Origin of the sequence: Huaxiibacter chinensis (genome assembly GCF_022171985.1) — a bacterium.
Lineage (GTDB): Bacteria > Pseudomonadota > Gammaproteobacteria > Enterobacterales > Enterobacteriaceae > Enterobacter > Enterobacter chinensis_A.
In genome coordinates, this window is the sequence record NZ_JAJVHF010000008.1 from 117,473 (window position 1) to 134,646 (window position 17,174).

General features: G+C 56.0%; 13 protein-coding genes. 6 read left to right on the forward strand and 7 right to left on the reverse strand.

The window, feature by feature from the left end; translation table 11 throughout:
* The first annotated feature begins 6 nt into the window (after nucleotides 1-6).
* Both LZP96_RS17435 and ypfH read left to right on the forward strand, forming a co-directional pair.
* Nucleotides 7-2,010, forward strand: coding sequence for a tRNA(Met) cytidine acetyltransferase TmcA (locus LZP96_RS17435; protein ID WP_064326944.1), 2,004 nt, complete (start codon nucleotides 7-9; stop codon nucleotides 2,008-2,010).
* A gap of 73 nt (nucleotides 2,011-2,083) precedes the next feature.
* Nucleotides 2,084-2,779, forward strand: coding sequence for an esterase (ypfH, locus tag LZP96_RS17440; protein WP_064326943.1), 696 nt, complete (start codon nucleotides 2,084-2,086; stop codon nucleotides 2,777-2,779).
* A gap of 48 nt (nucleotides 2,780-2,827) precedes the next feature.
* Here the strand turns inward: ypfH and LZP96_RS17445 are convergent, their stop codons facing one another.
* Genes LZP96_RS17445 through LZP96_RS17455 form a run of 3 tightly spaced genes read right to left on the reverse strand, consistent with a single transcriptional unit; the run spans nucleotide 2,828 to nucleotide 4,536 of the window.
* Nucleotides 2,828-3,025, reverse strand: coding sequence for a YpfN family protein (locus LZP96_RS17445; protein WP_064326942.1), 198 nt, complete (start codon nucleotides 3,023-3,025; stop codon nucleotides 2,828-2,830).
* A gap of 25 nt (nucleotides 3,026-3,050) precedes the next feature.
* A complete protein-coding gene (gene dapE / locus LZP96_RS17450; protein ID WP_064326941.1) occupies nucleotides 3,051-4,178 on the reverse strand; it encodes a succinyl-diaminopimelate desuccinylase in 1,128 nt (375 codons plus the stop codon).
* Between the two features lie 10 nt (nucleotides 4,179-4,188).
* Nucleotides 4,189-4,536 (reverse strand): ArsC family reductase, encoded by a 348-nt coding sequence (locus LZP96_RS17455; protein ID WP_064326940.1) that lies wholly within the window; start codon nucleotides 4,534-4,536, stop codon nucleotides 4,189-4,191.
* Nucleotides 4,537-4,924: 388 nt separating this feature from the next.
* Here LZP96_RS17455 and ypfM point away from each other — a divergent pair, with 388 nt between their 5' ends.
* Nucleotides 4,925-4,984: a protein YpfM gene (gene ypfM, locus LZP96_RS17460; protein ID WP_087867655.1), complete on the forward strand. Its 60-nt coding sequence runs from the start codon at nucleotides 4,925-4,927 to the stop codon at nucleotides 4,982-4,984.
* A gap of 107 nt (nucleotides 4,985-5,091) precedes the next feature.
* On the opposite strand, the gene acrD is transcribed toward ypfM, so the two are convergent.
* A complete protein-coding gene (gene acrD, locus LZP96_RS17465) occupies nucleotides 5,092-8,205 on the reverse strand; it encodes a multidrug efflux RND transporter permease AcrD (protein ID WP_258926188.1) in 3,114 nt (1,037 codons plus the stop codon).
* A 188-nt stretch (nucleotides 8,206-8,393) separates the two neighbouring features.
* The gene (gene narQ / locus LZP96_RS17470; protein ID WP_064326938.1) at nucleotides 8,394-10,088 is read right to left on the reverse strand and encodes a nitrate/nitrite two-component system sensor histidine kinase NarQ; all 1,695 of its coding nucleotides are present in this window, start codon (nucleotides 10,086-10,088) and stop codon (nucleotides 8,394-8,396) included.
* A 183-nt stretch (nucleotides 10,089-10,271) separates the two neighbouring features.
* On the opposite strand from narQ, the gene aegA reads away from it, so the two are divergent.
* The 3 genes from aegA to LZP96_RS17485 all read left to right on the forward strand — a co-directional run bounded on the left by aegA (nucleotide 10,272) and on the right by LZP96_RS17485 (nucleotide 14,071).
* The gene (aegA, locus tag LZP96_RS17475) at nucleotides 10,272-12,254 is read left to right on the forward strand and encodes a formate-dependent uric acid utilization protein AegA (RefSeq protein WP_064326937.1); all 1,983 of its coding nucleotides are present in this window, start codon (nucleotides 10,272-10,274) and stop codon (nucleotides 12,252-12,254) included.
* A gap of 65 nt (nucleotides 12,255-12,319) precedes the next feature.
* A complete protein-coding gene (nudK, locus tag LZP96_RS17480; protein ID WP_064326936.1) occupies nucleotides 12,320-12,895 on the forward strand; it encodes a GDP-mannose pyrophosphatase NudK in 576 nt (191 codons plus the stop codon).
* A gap of 132 nt (nucleotides 12,896-13,027) precedes the next feature.
* The gene (locus tag LZP96_RS17485; protein ID WP_064326935.1) at nucleotides 13,028-14,071 is read left to right on the forward strand and encodes a DUF1176 domain-containing protein; all 1,044 of its coding nucleotides are present in this window, start codon (nucleotides 13,028-13,030) and stop codon (nucleotides 14,069-14,071) included.
* Here the strand turns inward: LZP96_RS17485 and tkt are convergent.
* A complete protein-coding gene (gene tkt / locus LZP96_RS17490; RefSeq protein WP_258926189.1) occupies nucleotides 14,068-16,056 on the reverse strand; it encodes a transketolase in 1,989 nt (662 codons plus the stop codon). The two genes, LZP96_RS17485 and tkt, sit on opposite strands and share 4 nt — an antisense overlap.
* Nucleotides 16,057-16,075: 19 nt before the next feature.
* Nucleotides 16,076-17,026 (reverse strand): transaldolase, encoded by a 951-nt coding sequence (gene tal / locus LZP96_RS17495; RefSeq protein ID WP_064326933.1) that lies wholly within the window; start codon nucleotides 17,024-17,026, stop codon nucleotides 16,076-16,078.
* Nucleotides 17,027-17,174: the final 148 nt, after the last annotated feature.

Here is a 17,174-nt window from a genome sequence, read left to right on the forward strand (position 1 = left end):
GAAACGGTGGCGCCTTTCGCGTCAATCGTGGCGCAGTTAGCGCGAGAAGGGCACCGCCGCCTGGTTGTGCTGAGCGGCGATGTAAGCTGGACACAGGCCCGCTCGCAGGCATTACGTGAGCAACTTCCCGGAGACTGGCTATGGGTAGGGGATGACGCGTCCGTTGAGCCAGGCTGTGCGCCCAAGGCGCTCAGCAGGCTGCTGGGGCGCGAGTTCACCCATGCTATCTTCGATGCCCGCTGCGGGTTCGATGTTTCCGCTTTTGCGGCACTCAGCGGCACGCTGCGTGCCGGCAGCCTGCTGGTCTTGTTGCTGCCAGCGCTCACCCGCTGGCCAGAGCAGGTCGACCAGGACTCCGTGCGCTGGAGCGACAGTCCCAATCCTGTATCCACTCCTCGTTTTGTTCGCCATTTTTGTCGGGTTATCACTCAGGACCCGGCGGTCATTGTCTGGCAGCAGCATGACCCGCTACCTGTCGCCCCCCTGCCTTTCGCGCCGGAGTGGCTTCCTGCCAGCGGGGAACCGCTGAACGAACAGGCGAAGATTTTGACCGCGCTGGAATCAATGGCATCCGGCGTTGCCGTGGTGACCGCCCCCCGTGGACGCGGGAAGTCGGCGCTTGCTGGCATGCTGTTGCAGCGGATAAAGGGTCGCGCGCTTGTGACGGCCCCGGCTAAAGGGGCAACCGAGGTTATTGCGCAGTTTGCCGGTGACAAATACCACTTTATGGCACCAGATGCGTTGTTAGCCTGCACGGAAGACGCGGACTGGCTGGTGGTTGATGAAGCGGCCGCCATTCCCGGCCCTCTGCTCGGGAAGCTGGTCTCTCGCTTTTCACGCGTCCTGCTGACCACCACCGTGCAAGGCTATGAAGGAACGGGCCGGGGATTTTTACTGAAATTCTGCGCCCGCTTCAGCCATCTGCATCATTATTCACTTTCAGAGCCCGTCCGCTGGGCGCCAGGCTGTCCCCTTGAGCGGGTCATTGCCAGTGCATTGCTGTTTGATGATGAACCCGGCCCCGCGCCCCTGACGGGAGAAACGTTCATTACCCCCGTGGAGCCGCAGGTCTGGGAACATCAGCCTGAGCTTGCTGCCCGTATCTATGCGCTGCTGTGCTCGGCGCATTACCGTACTTCGCCCCTCGACCTGAGACGCATGATGGATGCGCCGGGGCAGCATTTTGCCGTGGCGCAGGTGGCAGACACGCTCACCGGCGCGCTGTGGCTGGTGGATGAGGGCGGGTTAAGCCCGGCGCTAAGTCAGGCCGTCTGGGCGGGCTACCGTCGGCCACGTGGTAATCTGGTGGCGCAGTCGCTGGCCGCACACGGCGGTGCGCCACTAGCCGCGACCTTGACGGGGCGGCGCATCTCTCGCGTCGCGGTGCATCCTGCTCGTCAGCGAGCGGGCACGGGGCAGGCGCTGATTCACGCCGTCAGCCGGGCGGAAAACCTGGACTACCTTTCCGTCAGCTTCGGCTATACCGACGAACTGTGGCGCTTCTGGCAGCGTTGCGGCTTTGTGCTGGTGCGCATGGGGAGCCATCGGGAGGCCAGTAGCGGGTGTTACACCGCGATGGCGCTCTTGCCGCTTACGGAAGCGGGCAGGGCGTTATGCGAAGGGGAGCACCGCAGGCTTTGTCGCGATGCGCGCGTCATTGAACGCTGGAATGGCGAAAAGATCCCTGTCGTCGATGGCTGGGCGTCTACCCTTAACAGTGACGACTGGCTGGAGCTGGCCGGCTTTGCCTTTGCCCACCGGCCTTTCTCTGCCTCAGTGGCTGCGCTGACGCGGCTGCTGATGGAAAGCGAACGGCCTCTTCAGGCATTGCGGGGCAAAATTGAGCGGGGTCTGGACGATGCCGCACTGGGGTCAACCCTTGCACTTCCGGGGCGCAAAGCGCTGCTCGTCGCACAGCGCGCTGAGACGGCGCAGGCGTTGTCAGCACTGGATCCCACCCGCTGCGAGCAGCTGAAAACGGCCATTATGCAATGGCAATTTTTTCACTGACTTCTTCAGTAAAGTGGCATGGTCATCACCCCGCAAAGGCGTAGAATCCCGCTTATCGATTCAGGAGACTGCCATGAAACATGACCATTTTATTGTTCAAAGCCCCGATAAACCCGCGCAGCAATTATTACTTTTGTTCCATGGGGTCGGGGATAATCCGGTCAATATGGGACAAATCGGAAGCTGGTTTGCGCCCGTTTTTCCTGATGCTCTGATTATCAGCATTGGCGGTGTGGAAGCCTGCGGCCCTGACGGACGTCAGTGGTTTTCCGTGCAGGATGTCAGCGAAGAGAATCGCCAGGCACGCATCGATGCCATTATGCCGACGTTTATCGAAACGGTACGCCACTGGCAGCAGCAAAGCGGCGTCAACGCTGCGGCTACGGCACTGATTGGCTTCTCCCAGGGGGCTATCATGTCCCTTGAAAGCGTGAAGGCGCAACCGGGGCTTGCCTCACGCGTGATTGCTTTCAACGGACGTTTTGCGACCTTGCCGGAAACCTCATCGACCTTAACGACGATCCATTTGATCCACGGCGGTGAGGACAGGGTTATTGAGCTTTCTCATGCGGTTGCAGCGCAGGAAGCCTTGATCCGGGCTGGGGGAGATGTGACGCTGGATATCGTCGATGAGCTGGGACATGCCATTGACGATCGCAGCATGCAGTTTGCGCTGGATCATCTGCGTTATACCGTGCCGAAGCACTACTTTGACGAGGCGCTGAGCGGCGGTAAACCAAACGATGATGATATCGTTGAGTTTATGTAAGACTTAACCGCCCTTCCCGGCAGGAGAGGGCGGTCAACGCAGAACGGTTTACTTCTTCTGGTCTTTATCCGGCCACTTGTCGTCGTCGTCCCACTTATCGTTAAAGTCACGATGAGGCGGGAGCTCAGGTTTGTTGGCGAGGAACTTCTTGTGATCGACACGCTTGAGATCTTTGATCACGTTCAGCAGCACGCCGACCAGGAACACCAACACCAAAATCCACCAGTATTTTGCCAGCCAGTCCATTCGCTATTCCTTCTCAGAGCAGTCGTCAGGCGACGAGCTGCTCCATGATACGTTGATACATTCTTGCCAGTAGCTGTAAATCAGCCGCGTTCACGCATTCGTTAATTTTATGAATGGTGGCGTTTACTGGTCCCAGTTCGACAACCTGTGCACCCATACGAGCAATAAAGCGCCCGTCAGATGTCCCCCCGGTCGTCAGCAGTTGTGGCTTTATTTCATTATAGTGCGCGATGGCATTTACCACCGCATCGACCAGCTTACCGCGCTGCGTCAGGAATGGCTGACCGGAGAGCCACCAGTCGACGGTGTAACGCAGAGCGTGTTTTTCCAGCAGGGCGTGAACCCGGGCTTTGATCATTTCATCAGTCAGTTCCGTACTGAAACGGAAATTGAACTGCACAAACAGATCGCCTGGAATGACGTTATTGCTGCCCGTTCCGGCCTGCACGTTAGCAATTTGCATACTGGTTGGCGGGAAGAATTCATTCCCCTGGTCCCACTCGATTCCCACCAGCTCGTTGAGCATGGGTGCGGCACGATGAACCGGATTATCCGCCAGATGCGGATAGGCAACATGCCCCTGCACGCCGTGAATCGTCAGATTGCAGGTCAGTGACCCGCGACGACCGTTTTTCACGACATCACCCACCACTTCGGTACTGGACGGTTCCCCGACAAGGCAATAATCCAGGCGTTCCTGACGCGCCATCAGCGCTTCGACAACCTTCACGGTGCCGTTTTTAGCACTGGCTTCTTCATCAGAGGTGATCAAAAACGCAAGACGGTTTTTATGCTGAGGGTGCTGGGCCACAAAGCGTTCCGCCGCCACAACCATCGCCGCCAGCGAACCTTTCATGTCGGCCGCGCCGCGCCCAAAAAGCATGCCGTCACGGATAGTGGGTTCAAACGGCGGGTTGATCCAGCGGTCTGCGTCGCCGGCCGGAACCACATCGGTATGCCCGGCAAATGCCAGCGTTTCGCCCTGACCGCGCCAGGCCCAGAAATTCTGGGTGTCGCCACTGTCCATACGCTCGATGGTAAAACCTATCGCACGCAGGCGTTCAATCATTAACGCCTGACAACCTGCGTCATCCGGGCTAAGGGAAGGACGGCGAATAAGCTGCTGAGTCAGCTCAATGACCGGGCAAGACATAGACTGCACCTCAAATATAAGTCTGGTAACTGGATTCACTAAAGCCAAGCAGCATAGGCTGCCCGGGCGCGCAGAGCAATGGGCGTTTGATTATCGCAGGCATTTCAAGCATTAATTTTGCGGCGCTGTCGGCGTCCTTGATGCTATTGCGTACATTTTCGTCCAGTTTACGCCAGGTGGTGCCACGGGTATTCAGCAGGGCTTCCCATCCGAGTTCGGCGATTGCGCTATGCAAAAAATCGGCATCAAGGCCATCGACGCGGTAATCATGAAAACGGTAGTCAACGTTGTTCGCCTCCAGATAACGGCGCGCTTTTTTGATGGTGTCACAATTTTTAATGCCGTACATCACAATCATGGTGAATCCTTTTGTTTTAATTTGCAGTAAATGTTCAATATTTTAGATGTTGTGTAATGTTGGGAAATATAACACATTCGCATTATCAGTTATTTTTAATATAAGGCTTTATTCGCGCTACATGTGTACGCCGAATATTCTTTCATCTTTTTCGCATAGTTGTCCAGTTGAGATATATTCCGCCAGAAACAGTGGGTAAGAGCCGCTCTCACCCGAATGAATGGTTATTTCAAAATATTGCTATTGGTCACATAAAGTTTACGGTGATACGTTCATATTTAGCGTAAATACAAACAGGGCGGGGTAAACAATCGCAGCAATTGATTAAACGTTCTTCACAAAGAAGTCAGATTTTCGTAGAATACGCATAATAAGAAACGAGGTTGTTATGATTGAACATGAACTGGGGAACTGGAAAGACTTTATCGAAGATATGCTTCGTAAATGACATTCTGGAAGAATTGCAAGAGCACGTATTAAGCAAAAAAACGATAGCGTGAATATAATCACGCAGTAAAAGGCGGCCCTCACAGCCGCCTTTTTTATTTCTGCCCGTTACTCAGGCCGCTCCTTCAGCGGGAAGCGGCGGCGTACCAGCACAAAGAATAACGGCACAAAATAGATAGCCAAAACGGTGGCTGAAATCATCCCGCCCATTACGCCCGTACCGACCGCATGCTGACTGCTTGAACCCGCGCCGGAACTGGTTGCCATCGGCAGGACGCCAAACACAAACGCCAGCGACGTCATCAAAATAGGTCGCAACCGCTGACGGCACGCATGCAGCGTGGAAGACAACAAATCATGGCCTTTCGCGTTCATCTCATTGGCAAATTCGACAATCAAAATGGCGTTTTTCGCCGACAGGCCAATCACCGTTAACAGCCCGACCTGGAAATAGACGTCATTCTCCAGCCCGCGCATCCAGGTGGCTAACAGCGCGCCAATGACCCCAAGCGGAACCACCAGCATCACCGAGAACGGTACGGACCAGCTTTCATACAGCGCGGCCAGACACAGGAAGACAACCAGCAGCGAGAGCGCATAGAGGGCAGGGGCCTGTGCCCCGGATAACCTTTCCTGATAGGACATCGCCGTCCATTCCAGACCAAAGCCCGTCGGCAGCTGCTGTACCAGTTTCTCCATGACGTCCATGGCCGTACCGGTACTGACGCCAGGCGCGGCTTCCCCGACGATTTCCAGCGCGGAGTAGCCGTTATAGCGTTCGAGGCGCGGAGAACCGCTCTCCCAGTGCGACGTGGCAAAGGCGGAAAACGGCACCATGCCCCCGGCATTATTCCGCACATACCACAGGTTAATATCGTCAGGCAGCATGCGATAAGGGGCGGCAGCCTGAACATAGACCTTCTTCACGCGGCCCCGGTCCATAAAGTCATTCACGTAGCTTGAGCCCCAGGCGGTTTGCAGGGTGTCATTTATGTCATCAATAGAAACCCCGAGCGCCTGCGCTTTTCGCTGATCGATATCAATCTGTAGCTGTGGGCTGTCATCAAGACCATTGTGTCGGACGCGGGTCAGGGACGGATCTTTGCCCGCCAGTTCAAGCAGCCGATCGCGGGCCGCCATCAGCGCATCGTGACCGGCCCCGGCGTGATCCTGCAGTTCCATATCGAAACCTGCGGAGCTGCCAAGCCCGCTGATGGCGGCCGGACTGCTGGCAAAGACGCGTGCTTCCTTAATGCGGCTGAAGGCTTTGGTGGCCCGTTCAATAATGGCAAACGAGGAGCCTGCCGTGCTGTCCCTGTCTTTCCAGTCTTTCAGGCGAACAAACATTCGCGCTACGTTCTGCCCGTTGCCGCCAGGCCCGGAGCCTACCGTGGAAAACACCGACACAATGTTGTCTTTTTCCTGGTTGAAATAGTACGACTCAACCTTTTCGACCACTTTCAGGGTCTGCTGCTGGGTTGCTCCACTCGGAAGCTGAACGGACGTGATGAACATACCCCGGTCTTCCAGCGGCAGGAAGGAGGTGGGCAGACGCAGGAATAAAAAGACCATGCCCCCGAGCAGCAGGATGTAGATAACTATCCAGCGCAGGCTACGGTGTAAAATCTTCGCCACGCCTGCCTCGTAGCGTGCGGCATTTCGGTTGAACATCCGGTTAAACCAGCCAAAGAAGCCTGTCTGCCCGTGCTGTTCACCTTTGTGCAGCGGTTTGAGTAGCGTCGAGCACAGTGCAGGCGTCAGAATCATCGCCACCAGTACGGACAACACCATTGCCGACACGATGGTGATGGAGAACTGGCGGTAGATGGCTCCGGTGGTACCGCCGAAGAACGCCATAGGGACAAAGACCGCCGACAGCACCATCGCGATACCGACCAGAGCACCCTGAATCTGGCCCATCGACTTACGGGTGGCCTCTCGCGGCGAGAGACCCTCCTCGGTCATGATGCGCTCGACGTTTTCCACCACCACAATGGCATCGTCCACCAGCAGACCAATCGCCAGCACCATGGCAAACATGGTAAGGGTGTTGATGCTGTAGCCAAAGGCATACAGCACGGCAAAGGTCCCCAGCAAAACCACCGGAACCGCGATTGTCGGGATAAGTGTCGCCCGGAAATTTTGCAGGAAGAGGTACATCACCAGGAACACCAGCGCGATCGCTTCGAGCAGAGTTTTAACCACATCCTCAATCGAAGCCTTCACAAAGGAGGTGGTTTCATAAGCGACTTTATATTCCAGCCCGTGCGGAAAATAGTGCGACAGCTCATCCAGTCGATCGAGGACCAGCTTCGCCGTCGCCATTTCGTTTGCGCCCGAAGCAAGCTTTACCCCCAGTCCGGAAGCCTGTTTCCCGTTAAAGCGGCTGAGATAGTCATATTTCTCGGCCCCCATCTCCACGGTCGCCACATCGCCCAGACGCACTTCGGAACCATCCTGATTGACGCGCAGGGTGATATCGCGGAACTGCTGCGGGGTCTGTAACAGCGACTGCGAGTTGATCGTGGCGTTCAGCGCCTGCTTATCCACGGAAGGGGTACCGCCCAGCTGACCCACGGCAATTTGCGCATTCTGGGATTTAATGGCATCCGTGACGTCCGTTGCGGTCATCTGCACGCTGTTAAGTTTTGCCGGGTCGAGCCAGATACGCATCGAATATTGCGAACCATAGGCGTCAATATCACCGACGCCGTTAATTCGGCTCAGGGGGTCCTGAATATTACTGGCGACGTAGTCCGCAATATCCTGCTTATCCATCGAGCCGTCGGTAGAGACGAAGGCGATGGTAAGGATATTGGAGTCGCCCGTTTTACGGACGGTCACGCCCTGATTCTGTACCGCTTGCGGCAATTTACGCATGGCCGATTGCAGCTGATTTTGCACCTGTTGCACCGCCTCGTCCGGGTCGGCACCGGCACTAAAGCTCAAGGTTACGGTCGCCTGTCCGGTTGCGCTGCTCTGTGACGACATGTACATCAGGTTATCGAGCCCGGTCATATTCTGCTCAATAACCTGGGTGACGGTGTTCTCAAGCGTCTGAGCCGACGCGCCAGGGTAGTTGGCGGTGATCCGCACATTCGGCGGGGCCAGATCGGGATATTGCTCAACGGGAAGTGACAAAATGGCAAGTGTGCCTGTCAGACATAAAATAATTGCCAACACCCAGGCAAAAATGGGGCGATCGATGAAGAAATTCGCCATGAAAAATGGACCTCGTTTTGCTGCGCATCGTTATTGTACATTGCCCGCAACACTCTAGCGGTTAGGCGGATGCCAAACGTGGAGAAATTAAGAAGATAATGTAAATTATCATTCGTTTCCTTCACGCTGTACCCGGGAGTATGGCCCGATTAGGCAGTGAACAAAGAGCACGCTTCTTTAATTTACCCTTATTTACCGTCACTTGACGTCGAAGAACGGAAGCGAACGGAGACCTGAGTACCGCCGTTTTGCGGCTGAGAAAAGGTCAACGTTCCGCCCAGGCGTCCCGCGCGTTCGCGCATGATATTCAGACCGTAATGGCCCGGCGGCTCGCTGGCATCCCCGATACCCACGCCATTATCCCGAACAGAAACCGTGTGCTCGCCGTCGGGCGCGGTAACGCAACTGACGATGATCTCAGTCGCCTGCGCATGTTTAATGGCGTTGAGCACCGCTTCGCGCACGATCTGCAGCAGATGCACCTGTTTTTGTGCATCCAGCGCCAGAGAGGAGAGACGGCAGTCGAGATGAAGCGCGGCGCTCGTCTGGCTTTGCAGTCCATCCAGCGCCTCCTGCAAGGCCGCCGGAAGGTTGGAGTGATTGAGTGTCAGACGGAAGGTCGTCAGAAGTTCCCGCAGCTGACGCCAGGCGTTGTTCAGCTCTCGCGAGAAATCAGCAATGATGGCCTGCGCCGGTACGTTATCCTGCGGCACAGCGCGCTTGAGCAGCGCCAGCTGAATGCGCAAATAGGACAACACTTGCGCCAGCGAATCGTGTAACTCACGCGCAATCGTGGCGCGTTCTTCCATCAATAACAGCTGCTGATAATGCTTCTGCGCCTGATTGAAATACAGACCGCGCCCCAGCATGGTGGCGACGCTTTTCATCAGAGGTAAAGAAACATCGACATTTTCATGCTGCCAGCGTAGCTCGCCAAACCGGGTATCCTGCATGATGACGGGCAGGGCGATAAGCTCGCGGTCGGCTTGCTTTACGCCTTCGCAAAGCCTCCAGTTGTCACTCGATTGTAATTCCAGATAGTTCATACCGGTGTAAGCCTGCACGATTTGCAGGATATGACGGAAACAGTGCGTATCGATCTGACTGGTATTCAGCGCCTGAGAGCAGGTGAACAGCAGTTCAAGCTGCTGATGGGCTTCGTTCAGATGGTGCGTTTTTTCTTCGACCGTGGTTTCCAGTAAGCGATAGTGCTTATCCAGTTCGGACGACATATGGTTAAACGTGCGGGACAGCAGGCCGATTTCATTAGGCAGGCTCGCGCCGGGCGCATGAATATTGAAATCACCCTGTTCCATTTGCAGGCTTGCGGCAACCAGATGATTCAGCGGGGCCACCACCTGACGTCGGATCTGACGCAGGGTGATCACCGCTAACAGTAAAATACCCAGCCCACCGGCCAGTGAAAGGGCTACCACCAGCTGCATTTTATGCTCGGCATAGTGCTGGAGCGCCAGCACAAACGCGTCAATGCGTTGGACATACTGCTGAATGTGCGCCTGATACCAGGCTTTATCCTTCGCCTCGAGGTGGCTGTCCATCTCCTGCCAGGCGACCTGCAGTTGCTGATAGCCCTGTTTGACCGATTCCGGTACATACCAGCGATCCAGCTCCTGAAGGACCGGCGTGTTGAGGGTCTTCTGCCAGTGAAGACGATGTTCAGCAATGCTCACGTTGTTGCGCTCAAGATCGTAGCCCAGGCGGTAGCTCTGCATGCGAAGTGAGCCGGCAATATTAATGGCTTCAGCATCCCGCAGGCTGCTGGCAAGCGTCATGAGTGCAATACCGCTGGTGAGGATGGAGAGCAAAATAATCGACAGAAAAGCCCGGGCCAGGCTTCCTGAGACAGGACGTTTAACAATCACTTTATCGCTTCCCGAACAAAATGAAACACAATTTCACGGAAGGTGAAATTAATTGATCTACTACAGGATAGTTGTCAATAACGCCAGATTTTGGGCAATTGAACATTGCCTCAACGCCGCTGGATCGGTAAATACAATATTCTTATAAAAATAAGGGTTAATGCTAACAGAACGGGTGCTTTTATGAATCGTTTTATTATGGCTGACAATGAACGCTGTATTGGCTGTCACGCTTGTGAAGTGGCGTGCGTGATGGGGCATAATAACGAGCAGCATGTTCTGACTCAACGCCAGTTTATACCACGCATCACGGTGCTTAAACGGGGGGAGCGTCATGGCGCAGTGACCTGTCACCACTGTGAAAATGCGCCCTGCGCGCAAAGTTGCCCAAACAGGGCCATAACAAAAGACGAGCATAGCGTGCAGGTTAACGCGCAGCGATGCATTGGCTGTAAGGCCTGCATGGTGGCGTGCCCGTTTGGCACCATGGATATGGTCGTCGTCCCGCTCGCGGACGGGCGAACCCATACCACAGCGCATAAATGCGACCTCTGCCGCGACAGGCCACAAGGACCGGCCTGTGTAGAAAGCTGTCCTGCAAAAGCCCTGACCCTGGCCACTCCCGCCCTGCTGAATCGTCTGGCGAAAACACGCCGCGAACGCACTGCCCGCCAGGAGGCAGAGCCATGGCACACCGGCGCGGCGGACCGTGAAAAAGCGCCAGGCACGCTTCATCAGCGCATGCGCACCCTTATTCCCCGTGGGGAGCCGGACAAGCTCAGTCCGGCCGAACGCGCAGGCAACTTCAACGAACTCTATCTGCCGTTTCGCACAGCGCAGGCGAAGCGAGAAGCCGCGCGGTGCCTGAAATGCGGCGAGCATTCGATTTGTGAATGGAACTGCCCGCTGCATAACACGATTCCTCAGTGGATTGAGCGGGTCAACGCGGGTGATATCCACTCGGCGGTAGCGCTTTCGCATCAGACGAACTGCCTGCCGGAAATCACCGGTCGCGTCTGCCCGCAGGACCGCCTGTGCGAAGGCGCGTGTACGGTACGCGATACCGCCGGTTCAGTGACCATCGGCCAGATTGAACGCTACATTTCCGATCGGGCGCTGGCACAAGGCTGGCGACCGGATATGTCGGCCGTGGTCCCGGTCAATAAGCGCATTGCCGTCATTGGCGCGGGTCCGGCCGGCCTTGCTTGTGCCGATCGTCTTATTCGTCACGGCGTGAACGTGACCGTCTTTGACCGGCACCCGGAAATCGGCGGTTTGCTGACCTTCGGTATTCCGGCCTTTAAGCTTGATAAATCGCTGCTGGCCCGGCGTCGGGAAATATTTTCCGCGATGGGTATCCGCTTTGAACTGAACTGTGACATTGGCAAGGACATACCGCTGTCGCAGCTTCTCCACGACTACGATGCGGTGTTTGTTGGCGTGGGCACCTACCGCTCCATGAAAGCAGGGATTCCGAACGAGGATGCGCCGGGCGTTTACGACGCCCTGCCGTTCCTGGCGGCGAATACCCGCCAGCTGATGGGCATCGCGGCATCCGCCGAAGAGCCGTATATCAGTACGGAAGGAGTAAAGGTTGTGGTGCTGGGCGGCGGGGATACGGCCATGGACTGCGTGCGCACCGCTCTGCGCCAGGGGGCAACGGAGGTCACCTGTGCTTATCGTCGTGACGAAGCCAACATGCCCGGTTCGATAAAAGAGGTGAAAAATGCCCGGGAAGAGGGGGCTCGCTTTGAGTTTAACGTGCAGCCCGTGGAACTCATGCGCAATGACGCAGGCCGGGTAAACGGTATTCGCCTGCGGCGTACTCAGCTGGGTGAGCCCGATGCGCAGGGTCGTCGTCGGCCTGTGCCCATAGAGGGGAGTGAATTTATCATGCCTGCTGATGCGGTCATCATGGCGTTCGGCTTCCATCCTCACGCCATGCCCTGGCTGCAGGCCCAGGGCGTGGCGGTGGACGAATGGGGGCGCATTGTGGCCAGTGTGGAAAGCCGCTACCGGTATCAGACCAGCAATCCGCAAATATTTGCCGGTGGCGACGTGGTGCGGGGCGCGGATCTGGTCGTGACCGCGATGGCGGAAGGGCGCCATGCGGCACAGGGTATGCTGGATTGGCTGGGCATCAGCAGTGGGCTAAAAATGCATTAGCCTCGCGGGCGACAAAGCGGTTTTCGCGGCGTAATATAGTCAGCTTATTACGCTGCGGAGCCGGTATGACCCTGAAAATCGACGTTATCAAAGACAAAATTCTTTCTGACAATTACTTTATTTTGCGCAATATCACCTACGATCTGGTGCGAAACAATGGCGAAGTGATCCGCCATAAACGCGAAGTGTACGACAGAGGCAATGGCGCGACTATTTTGCTTTACAGCCCGGTAAAACAAACGGTGGTGTTGGTCCGTCAGTTCCGTATGGCGACCTGGGTAAACGGTAACCCGGATGGTCGGCTTATCGAAACCTGCGCCGGCTTGCTGGATGCCGATGAGCCAGAAGTCTGCGCGCGCAAAGAAGCCATCGAAGAGACTGGTTTTGTCGTCGGTGAGGTGAAAAAGGTCTTTGAGCTGTATATGTCGCCGGGTGGCGTGACGGAACTTATTCACTTCTACATTGGTGAATATACCGATGCCCAGCGCACGCAGGCAGGCGGCGGCGTGGAAGACGAGGATATTGAGGTTCTGGAAATCCCCTTTACCCAGGCACTGGCGATGGTGAAAACGGGAGAAATACAGGACGGAAAGACGGTAATTTTACTGCAGTATCTCCAGACCTCAGGGCTGATGAACTGAGTGCCATCACGACGCTATGTCAATAAATTGCATTTCAGATGAATCTATCCGACGATTCTGATTGTTCTCCCCGGAACAGAACATGAAGATACAGCCAGTTTGTCAGCTTCTGTTCCCGGGATAGTCTCTTCCATGCGCCACTGCGTTCTCCTTACTCTGTTGCTCAGCGTACTTTCCGCCTCTGCGGTTCAGGCGGCGCCTGCACAGCAATCCTTTACTGACTGGCAGGTCACCTGCAATAACCAGAATTTCTGCATCGCGCGAAATACCGCTGAGCAGGGAGGGCTGGTCATGACGCTGAGCCGCAGTGCGGGAGCAAAAACGGATGCGACCTTACGCATTGAGCTGGGAGGGTTAGCGAGCCCCGCACCCACTGAGCCGCCGATTGCGCCACGCCTGCGCCTGGATAATGCCCCTCTCACCCTCAAAGCAGCTCACTGGCAGCTGACGCCGTGGCGTCTGGCGACCGACGATACGGCCACGATCAACGCTTTTCTGAAAACGATTCAGGAAGGCCAGACGCTCGCCCTGAGCGGCGGGACGCAGCGCGCGTCCCTGGATGGTCTGAAGGCGGCGATGCTCTTTATCGATGCTCAGCAAAAGCGTGTCGGCAGCGAAACCGCGTGGATAAAAAAAGGAGACGATCCGCCGCTCAGCGTGCCCCCGGCACCGGCATTAAAAAAGGTGGCCGTCGTCAATCCCACGCCTACGCCGCTGATGCATGATGAGCTTAACGATCTTCTGGATTATGGCACCTGGCGCATGAACAACAGCCAGTGCTCCCTCGACCCGAATCGGCGCGAAGTGCGCGTGACGGCCTTAACCGATGACAAAGCGCTATTAATCATTAGCTGTGAAGCGGGTGCCTATAACACCGTCGATCTGGCCTGGCTGGTATCGCGTAAAAAACCGTTCGCTGCCCGTCCAGTACGCTTGCGTCTGCCGTTTACCCCCTCGAGCGAGGGAGGAGAAATGGAGTTAATGAATGCCGGTTTCGATGAAAAAAATCGTGAATTGACCACGCTGGCATTAGGACGAGGACTGGGCGATTGCGGTATCCAGACACGCTGGCGTTTTGACGGCCAGCGCTTTCGTCTGGTGCGTTATGCAGAAGAACCTACCTGCGATAACTGGCATGGGCCAGATGCCTGGCCCACTCTGTGGATCACGCGCTAAATGACGCTTAGCGCTTTTTCAACCACGTTTTCCACGGTAAAGCCAAAGTACGGGAACAATTTATCGGCCGGGGCGGATTCGCCGTAGCCGGTCATCCCCACGATGGCGCCTTTCAGCCCAACGTATTTGTACCAGTAGTCGGCGATCCCGGCTTCCACCGCCACGCGAGCGGCGACGCTGGAAGGCAGAACCGATTCGCGGTACGCCTCATCCTGGGCATCAAAAATATCGGTGGAAGGCAGCGAGACGACGCGCACGGCATGCCCTTCAGCGGTAAGTTTTTCTGCCGCTTTTACCGTAATTTCGATTTCAGACCCTGTGGCGATTAAAATCACATCCGGCTTACCGCCGCTGTCTTTAAGAATGTATCCCCCACGGGCGATGTTTTTCACCTGCTCCGGGCTACGCTCAATTTGCAGCAAGTTTTGTCGGGACAAGATCAGCGCCGTAGGGCCGTTGTGCCGTTCAACGGCCAGTTTCCAGCCTACCGCGGCTTCCACCTGATCGCATGGTCTCCAGGTGCTGAAGTTCGGCGTCAGACGTAAGCTGGCGAGTTGTTCCACCGCCTGGTGCGTTGGCCCATCTTCCCCCAGACCGATGGAGTCGTGGGTGTAAACCATAATTTGACGTGCTTTCATCAGCGCCGCCATACGCGCCGCGTTACGGGCATATTCGACAAACATCAGGAAAGTGGCGGTATAAGGGACAAATCCGCCGTGGTGGGCGATGCCGTTGGCAATCGCGGTCATGCCAAATTCGCGTACGCCGTAGTGAATATAGTTGCCGGCAATATCTTCTTTCAGCGACGTCGAGCCCGACCAGATGGTGAGGTTACTGGGGGCCAAATCCGCGGAACCGCCCAGCAGTTCGGGCAGAAGAGGACCGATGACGTTCAGGGTATTTTGCGAGGCCTTACGGGTGGCGATTTTAGCCGGATTAGCCTGCAGGTTTTCAATCAGTTCCTGCGTTTTCGCTTCCCAGTCGGCGGGCAGTTCTCCGCTCATGCGGCGGGAAAATTCAGCGGCGAGTTCCGGATGTGCCTCTTTGTAGGCGGCAAATTTTGCATTCCAGTCGTGCTGGGCTTTTTCACCCGCTTCGCGAGCATCACAGGCGTGGTAAATCTCTTTGGGGATCTCGAACGCCGGGTATTTCCAGCCCAGTTTCTGACGGGTTAACGCCACTTCCTCTTCGCCCAGCGCCGCGCCGTGAGACTCTTCTTTGCCCGCTTTGTTCGGTGAACCAAACCCGATGGTTGTGCGGCAGATGATCAGCGACGGTTTATCGGTCACACGCTGTGCTTCTTCAATGGCCTGTTTGACGGCCTGCGGATCGTGCCCGTCAATTTCATGGACCACGTGCCAGTGATAGGCCTCGAAGCGTTTTGCCGTGTCGTCGGTAAACCAGCCCGTGGTTTCACCATCGATGGAGATACCGTTGTGATCGTAGAACCCAATCAGCTTGCCCAGCCCTAAGGTGCCCGCCAGCGAGCAAACCTCATGCGAAATCCCCTCCATCAGACAGCCATCACCCATGAAAACATAGGTGAAGTGATCGACGATCTCATGGTCAGGCTGGTTAAACTGGGCTGCCAGCGTGCGCTCGGCAATCGCCAGGCCGACTGCGTTAGCCAGGCCCTGGCCCAGCGGGCCGGTGGTCGTTTCCACCCCGGGCGTATAGCCAAGCTCCGGGTGACCGGGCGTTTTGGAGTGAAGCTGACGGAAGTTTTTGATTTCTGACAGCGGCAGATCGTAGCCGGACAGATGCAGCAGGCTATAGAGCAGCATTGACGCATGACCGTTAGAGAGAATAAAGCGGTCGCGGTCATACCACGTTGGGTCGTTAGGGTTGTGTTTCAGAAAATCATTCCATAACACTTCGGCAATATCGGCCATGCCCATGGGTGCGCCCGGGTGGCCGGAGTTAGCTTTTTGCACGGCATCCATACTGAGGGCGCGAATGGCATTGGCGAGTTCTTTACGGGACATAGTTCACTCCATGGCGAAATTAAAGTTTGGCGGCGAGAAGGTCTTCCAGCTTGCGCTGGTCAACGGCGAACTGGCGAATGCCATCCGCCAGCTTTTCCACGGCCATTGGGTCCTGATTATGTTCCCAGCGGAACTCCGCTTCGGTCAGCGGTTTCGGTTTTGGCAGAACGGTGGAGGTTGGGATCAGCTTGCGCATGACGGTTTCTTCACTTTCCTGCAGCTGTTTAAGCAGGTCAGGGGAGATGGTCAGGCGGTCGCAGCCTGCCAGCGCCAGAATCTGTTCCGTGCGGCGGAAGCTCGCCCCCATCACGATGGTGTTATAGCGATGCTGTTTGAAATAGTCGTAAATATTACGCACTGATTTCACGCCCGGATCCTGTTCGACCACGTACGGGTCCATCTTCTGTTTCGCCTGATACCAGTCGTAAATACGCCCCACAAACGGGGAGATCAAAAACACCCCCGCTTCGGCGCAGGCGCGGGCCTGGGCAAAGGAGAACAGGAGCGTCAGGTTACAGTTGATGCCCTCTTTCTCCAGCACTTCCGCGGCCTGTATCCCCTCCCAGGTGGAGGCAAGCTTGATCAGGATCCGTGATTTATCAATGTCCTGCTCCTGGTAAAGTTCGACCAGTCGACGCGCTTTGGCGATGCTTTTCTCTTTGTCAAAGGACAGGCGGGCGTCCACCTCTGTCGAGACGCGGCCCGGGATGCTTTTCAGAATTTCCGCACCAATATTAACGGCCAGTTTGTCGCTGGCCTCAGCGACCTGCTGTTCCTGCGTTTTTCCGCGCTGTTTGCCGTAGGCGATCGCGTCATCAATCAAATGACTGAAATGCGCCAGACCCGCTGCTTTCAGTAGCAGTGAAGGGTTAGTGGTTGCATCTTCCGGCTGGTAATGGCGTATGGATTCGATATCGCCGCTGTCGGCCACTACGGTGGTGAATTGCTTGATGCCGTCTAACTGATTCATAAACAATGACTCCTTCGAAATAAAAGAATGTGTGGAGTGCGTTTGTTCACACTTCTGCGAAATACATGACGTACTTAACAAAAAAGCATAGCAGACGGGGAGGCATTGGTTTTGGCAGTGGGTAACATGGTTGCTATAAATTGATAAC

Coding starts and splice junctions, on each gene's coding strand:
- LZP96_RS17485 (WP_064326935.1), top strand. CDS start 13,028: ATGCGCCACTGCGTTCTCCTTACTCTGTTGCTCAGCGTACTTTCCGCC.
- aegA (WP_064326937.1), top strand. CDS start 10,272: ATGAATCGTTTTATTATGGCTGACAATGAACGCTGTATTGGCTGTCAC.
- tal (WP_064326933.1), bottom strand. CDS start 17,026: ATGAATCAGTTAGACGGCATCAAGCAATTCACCACCGTAGTGGCCGAC.
- LZP96_RS17455 (WP_064326940.1), bottom strand. CDS start 4,536: ATGATTGTGATGTACGGCATTAAAAATTGTGACACCATCAAAAAAGCG.
- acrD (WP_258926188.1), bottom strand. CDS start 8,205: ATGGCGAATTTCTTCATCGATCGCCCCATTTTTGCCTGGGTGTTGGCA.
- dapE (WP_064326941.1), bottom strand. CDS start 4,178: ATGTCTTGCCCGGTCATTGAGCTGACTCAGCAGCTTATTCGCCGTCCT.
- nudK (WP_064326936.1), top strand. CDS start 12,320: ATGACCCTGAAAATCGACGTTATCAAAGACAAAATTCTTTCTGACAAT.
- tkt (WP_258926189.1), bottom strand. CDS start 16,056: ATGTCCCGTAAAGAACTCGCCAATGCCATTCGCGCCCTCAGTATGGAT.
- ypfH (WP_064326943.1), top strand. CDS start 2,084: ATGAAACATGACCATTTTATTGTTCAAAGCCCCGATAAACCCGCGCAG.
- LZP96_RS17445 (WP_064326942.1), bottom strand. CDS start 3,025: ATGGACTGGCTGGCAAAATACTGGTGGATTTTGGTGTTGGTGTTCCTG.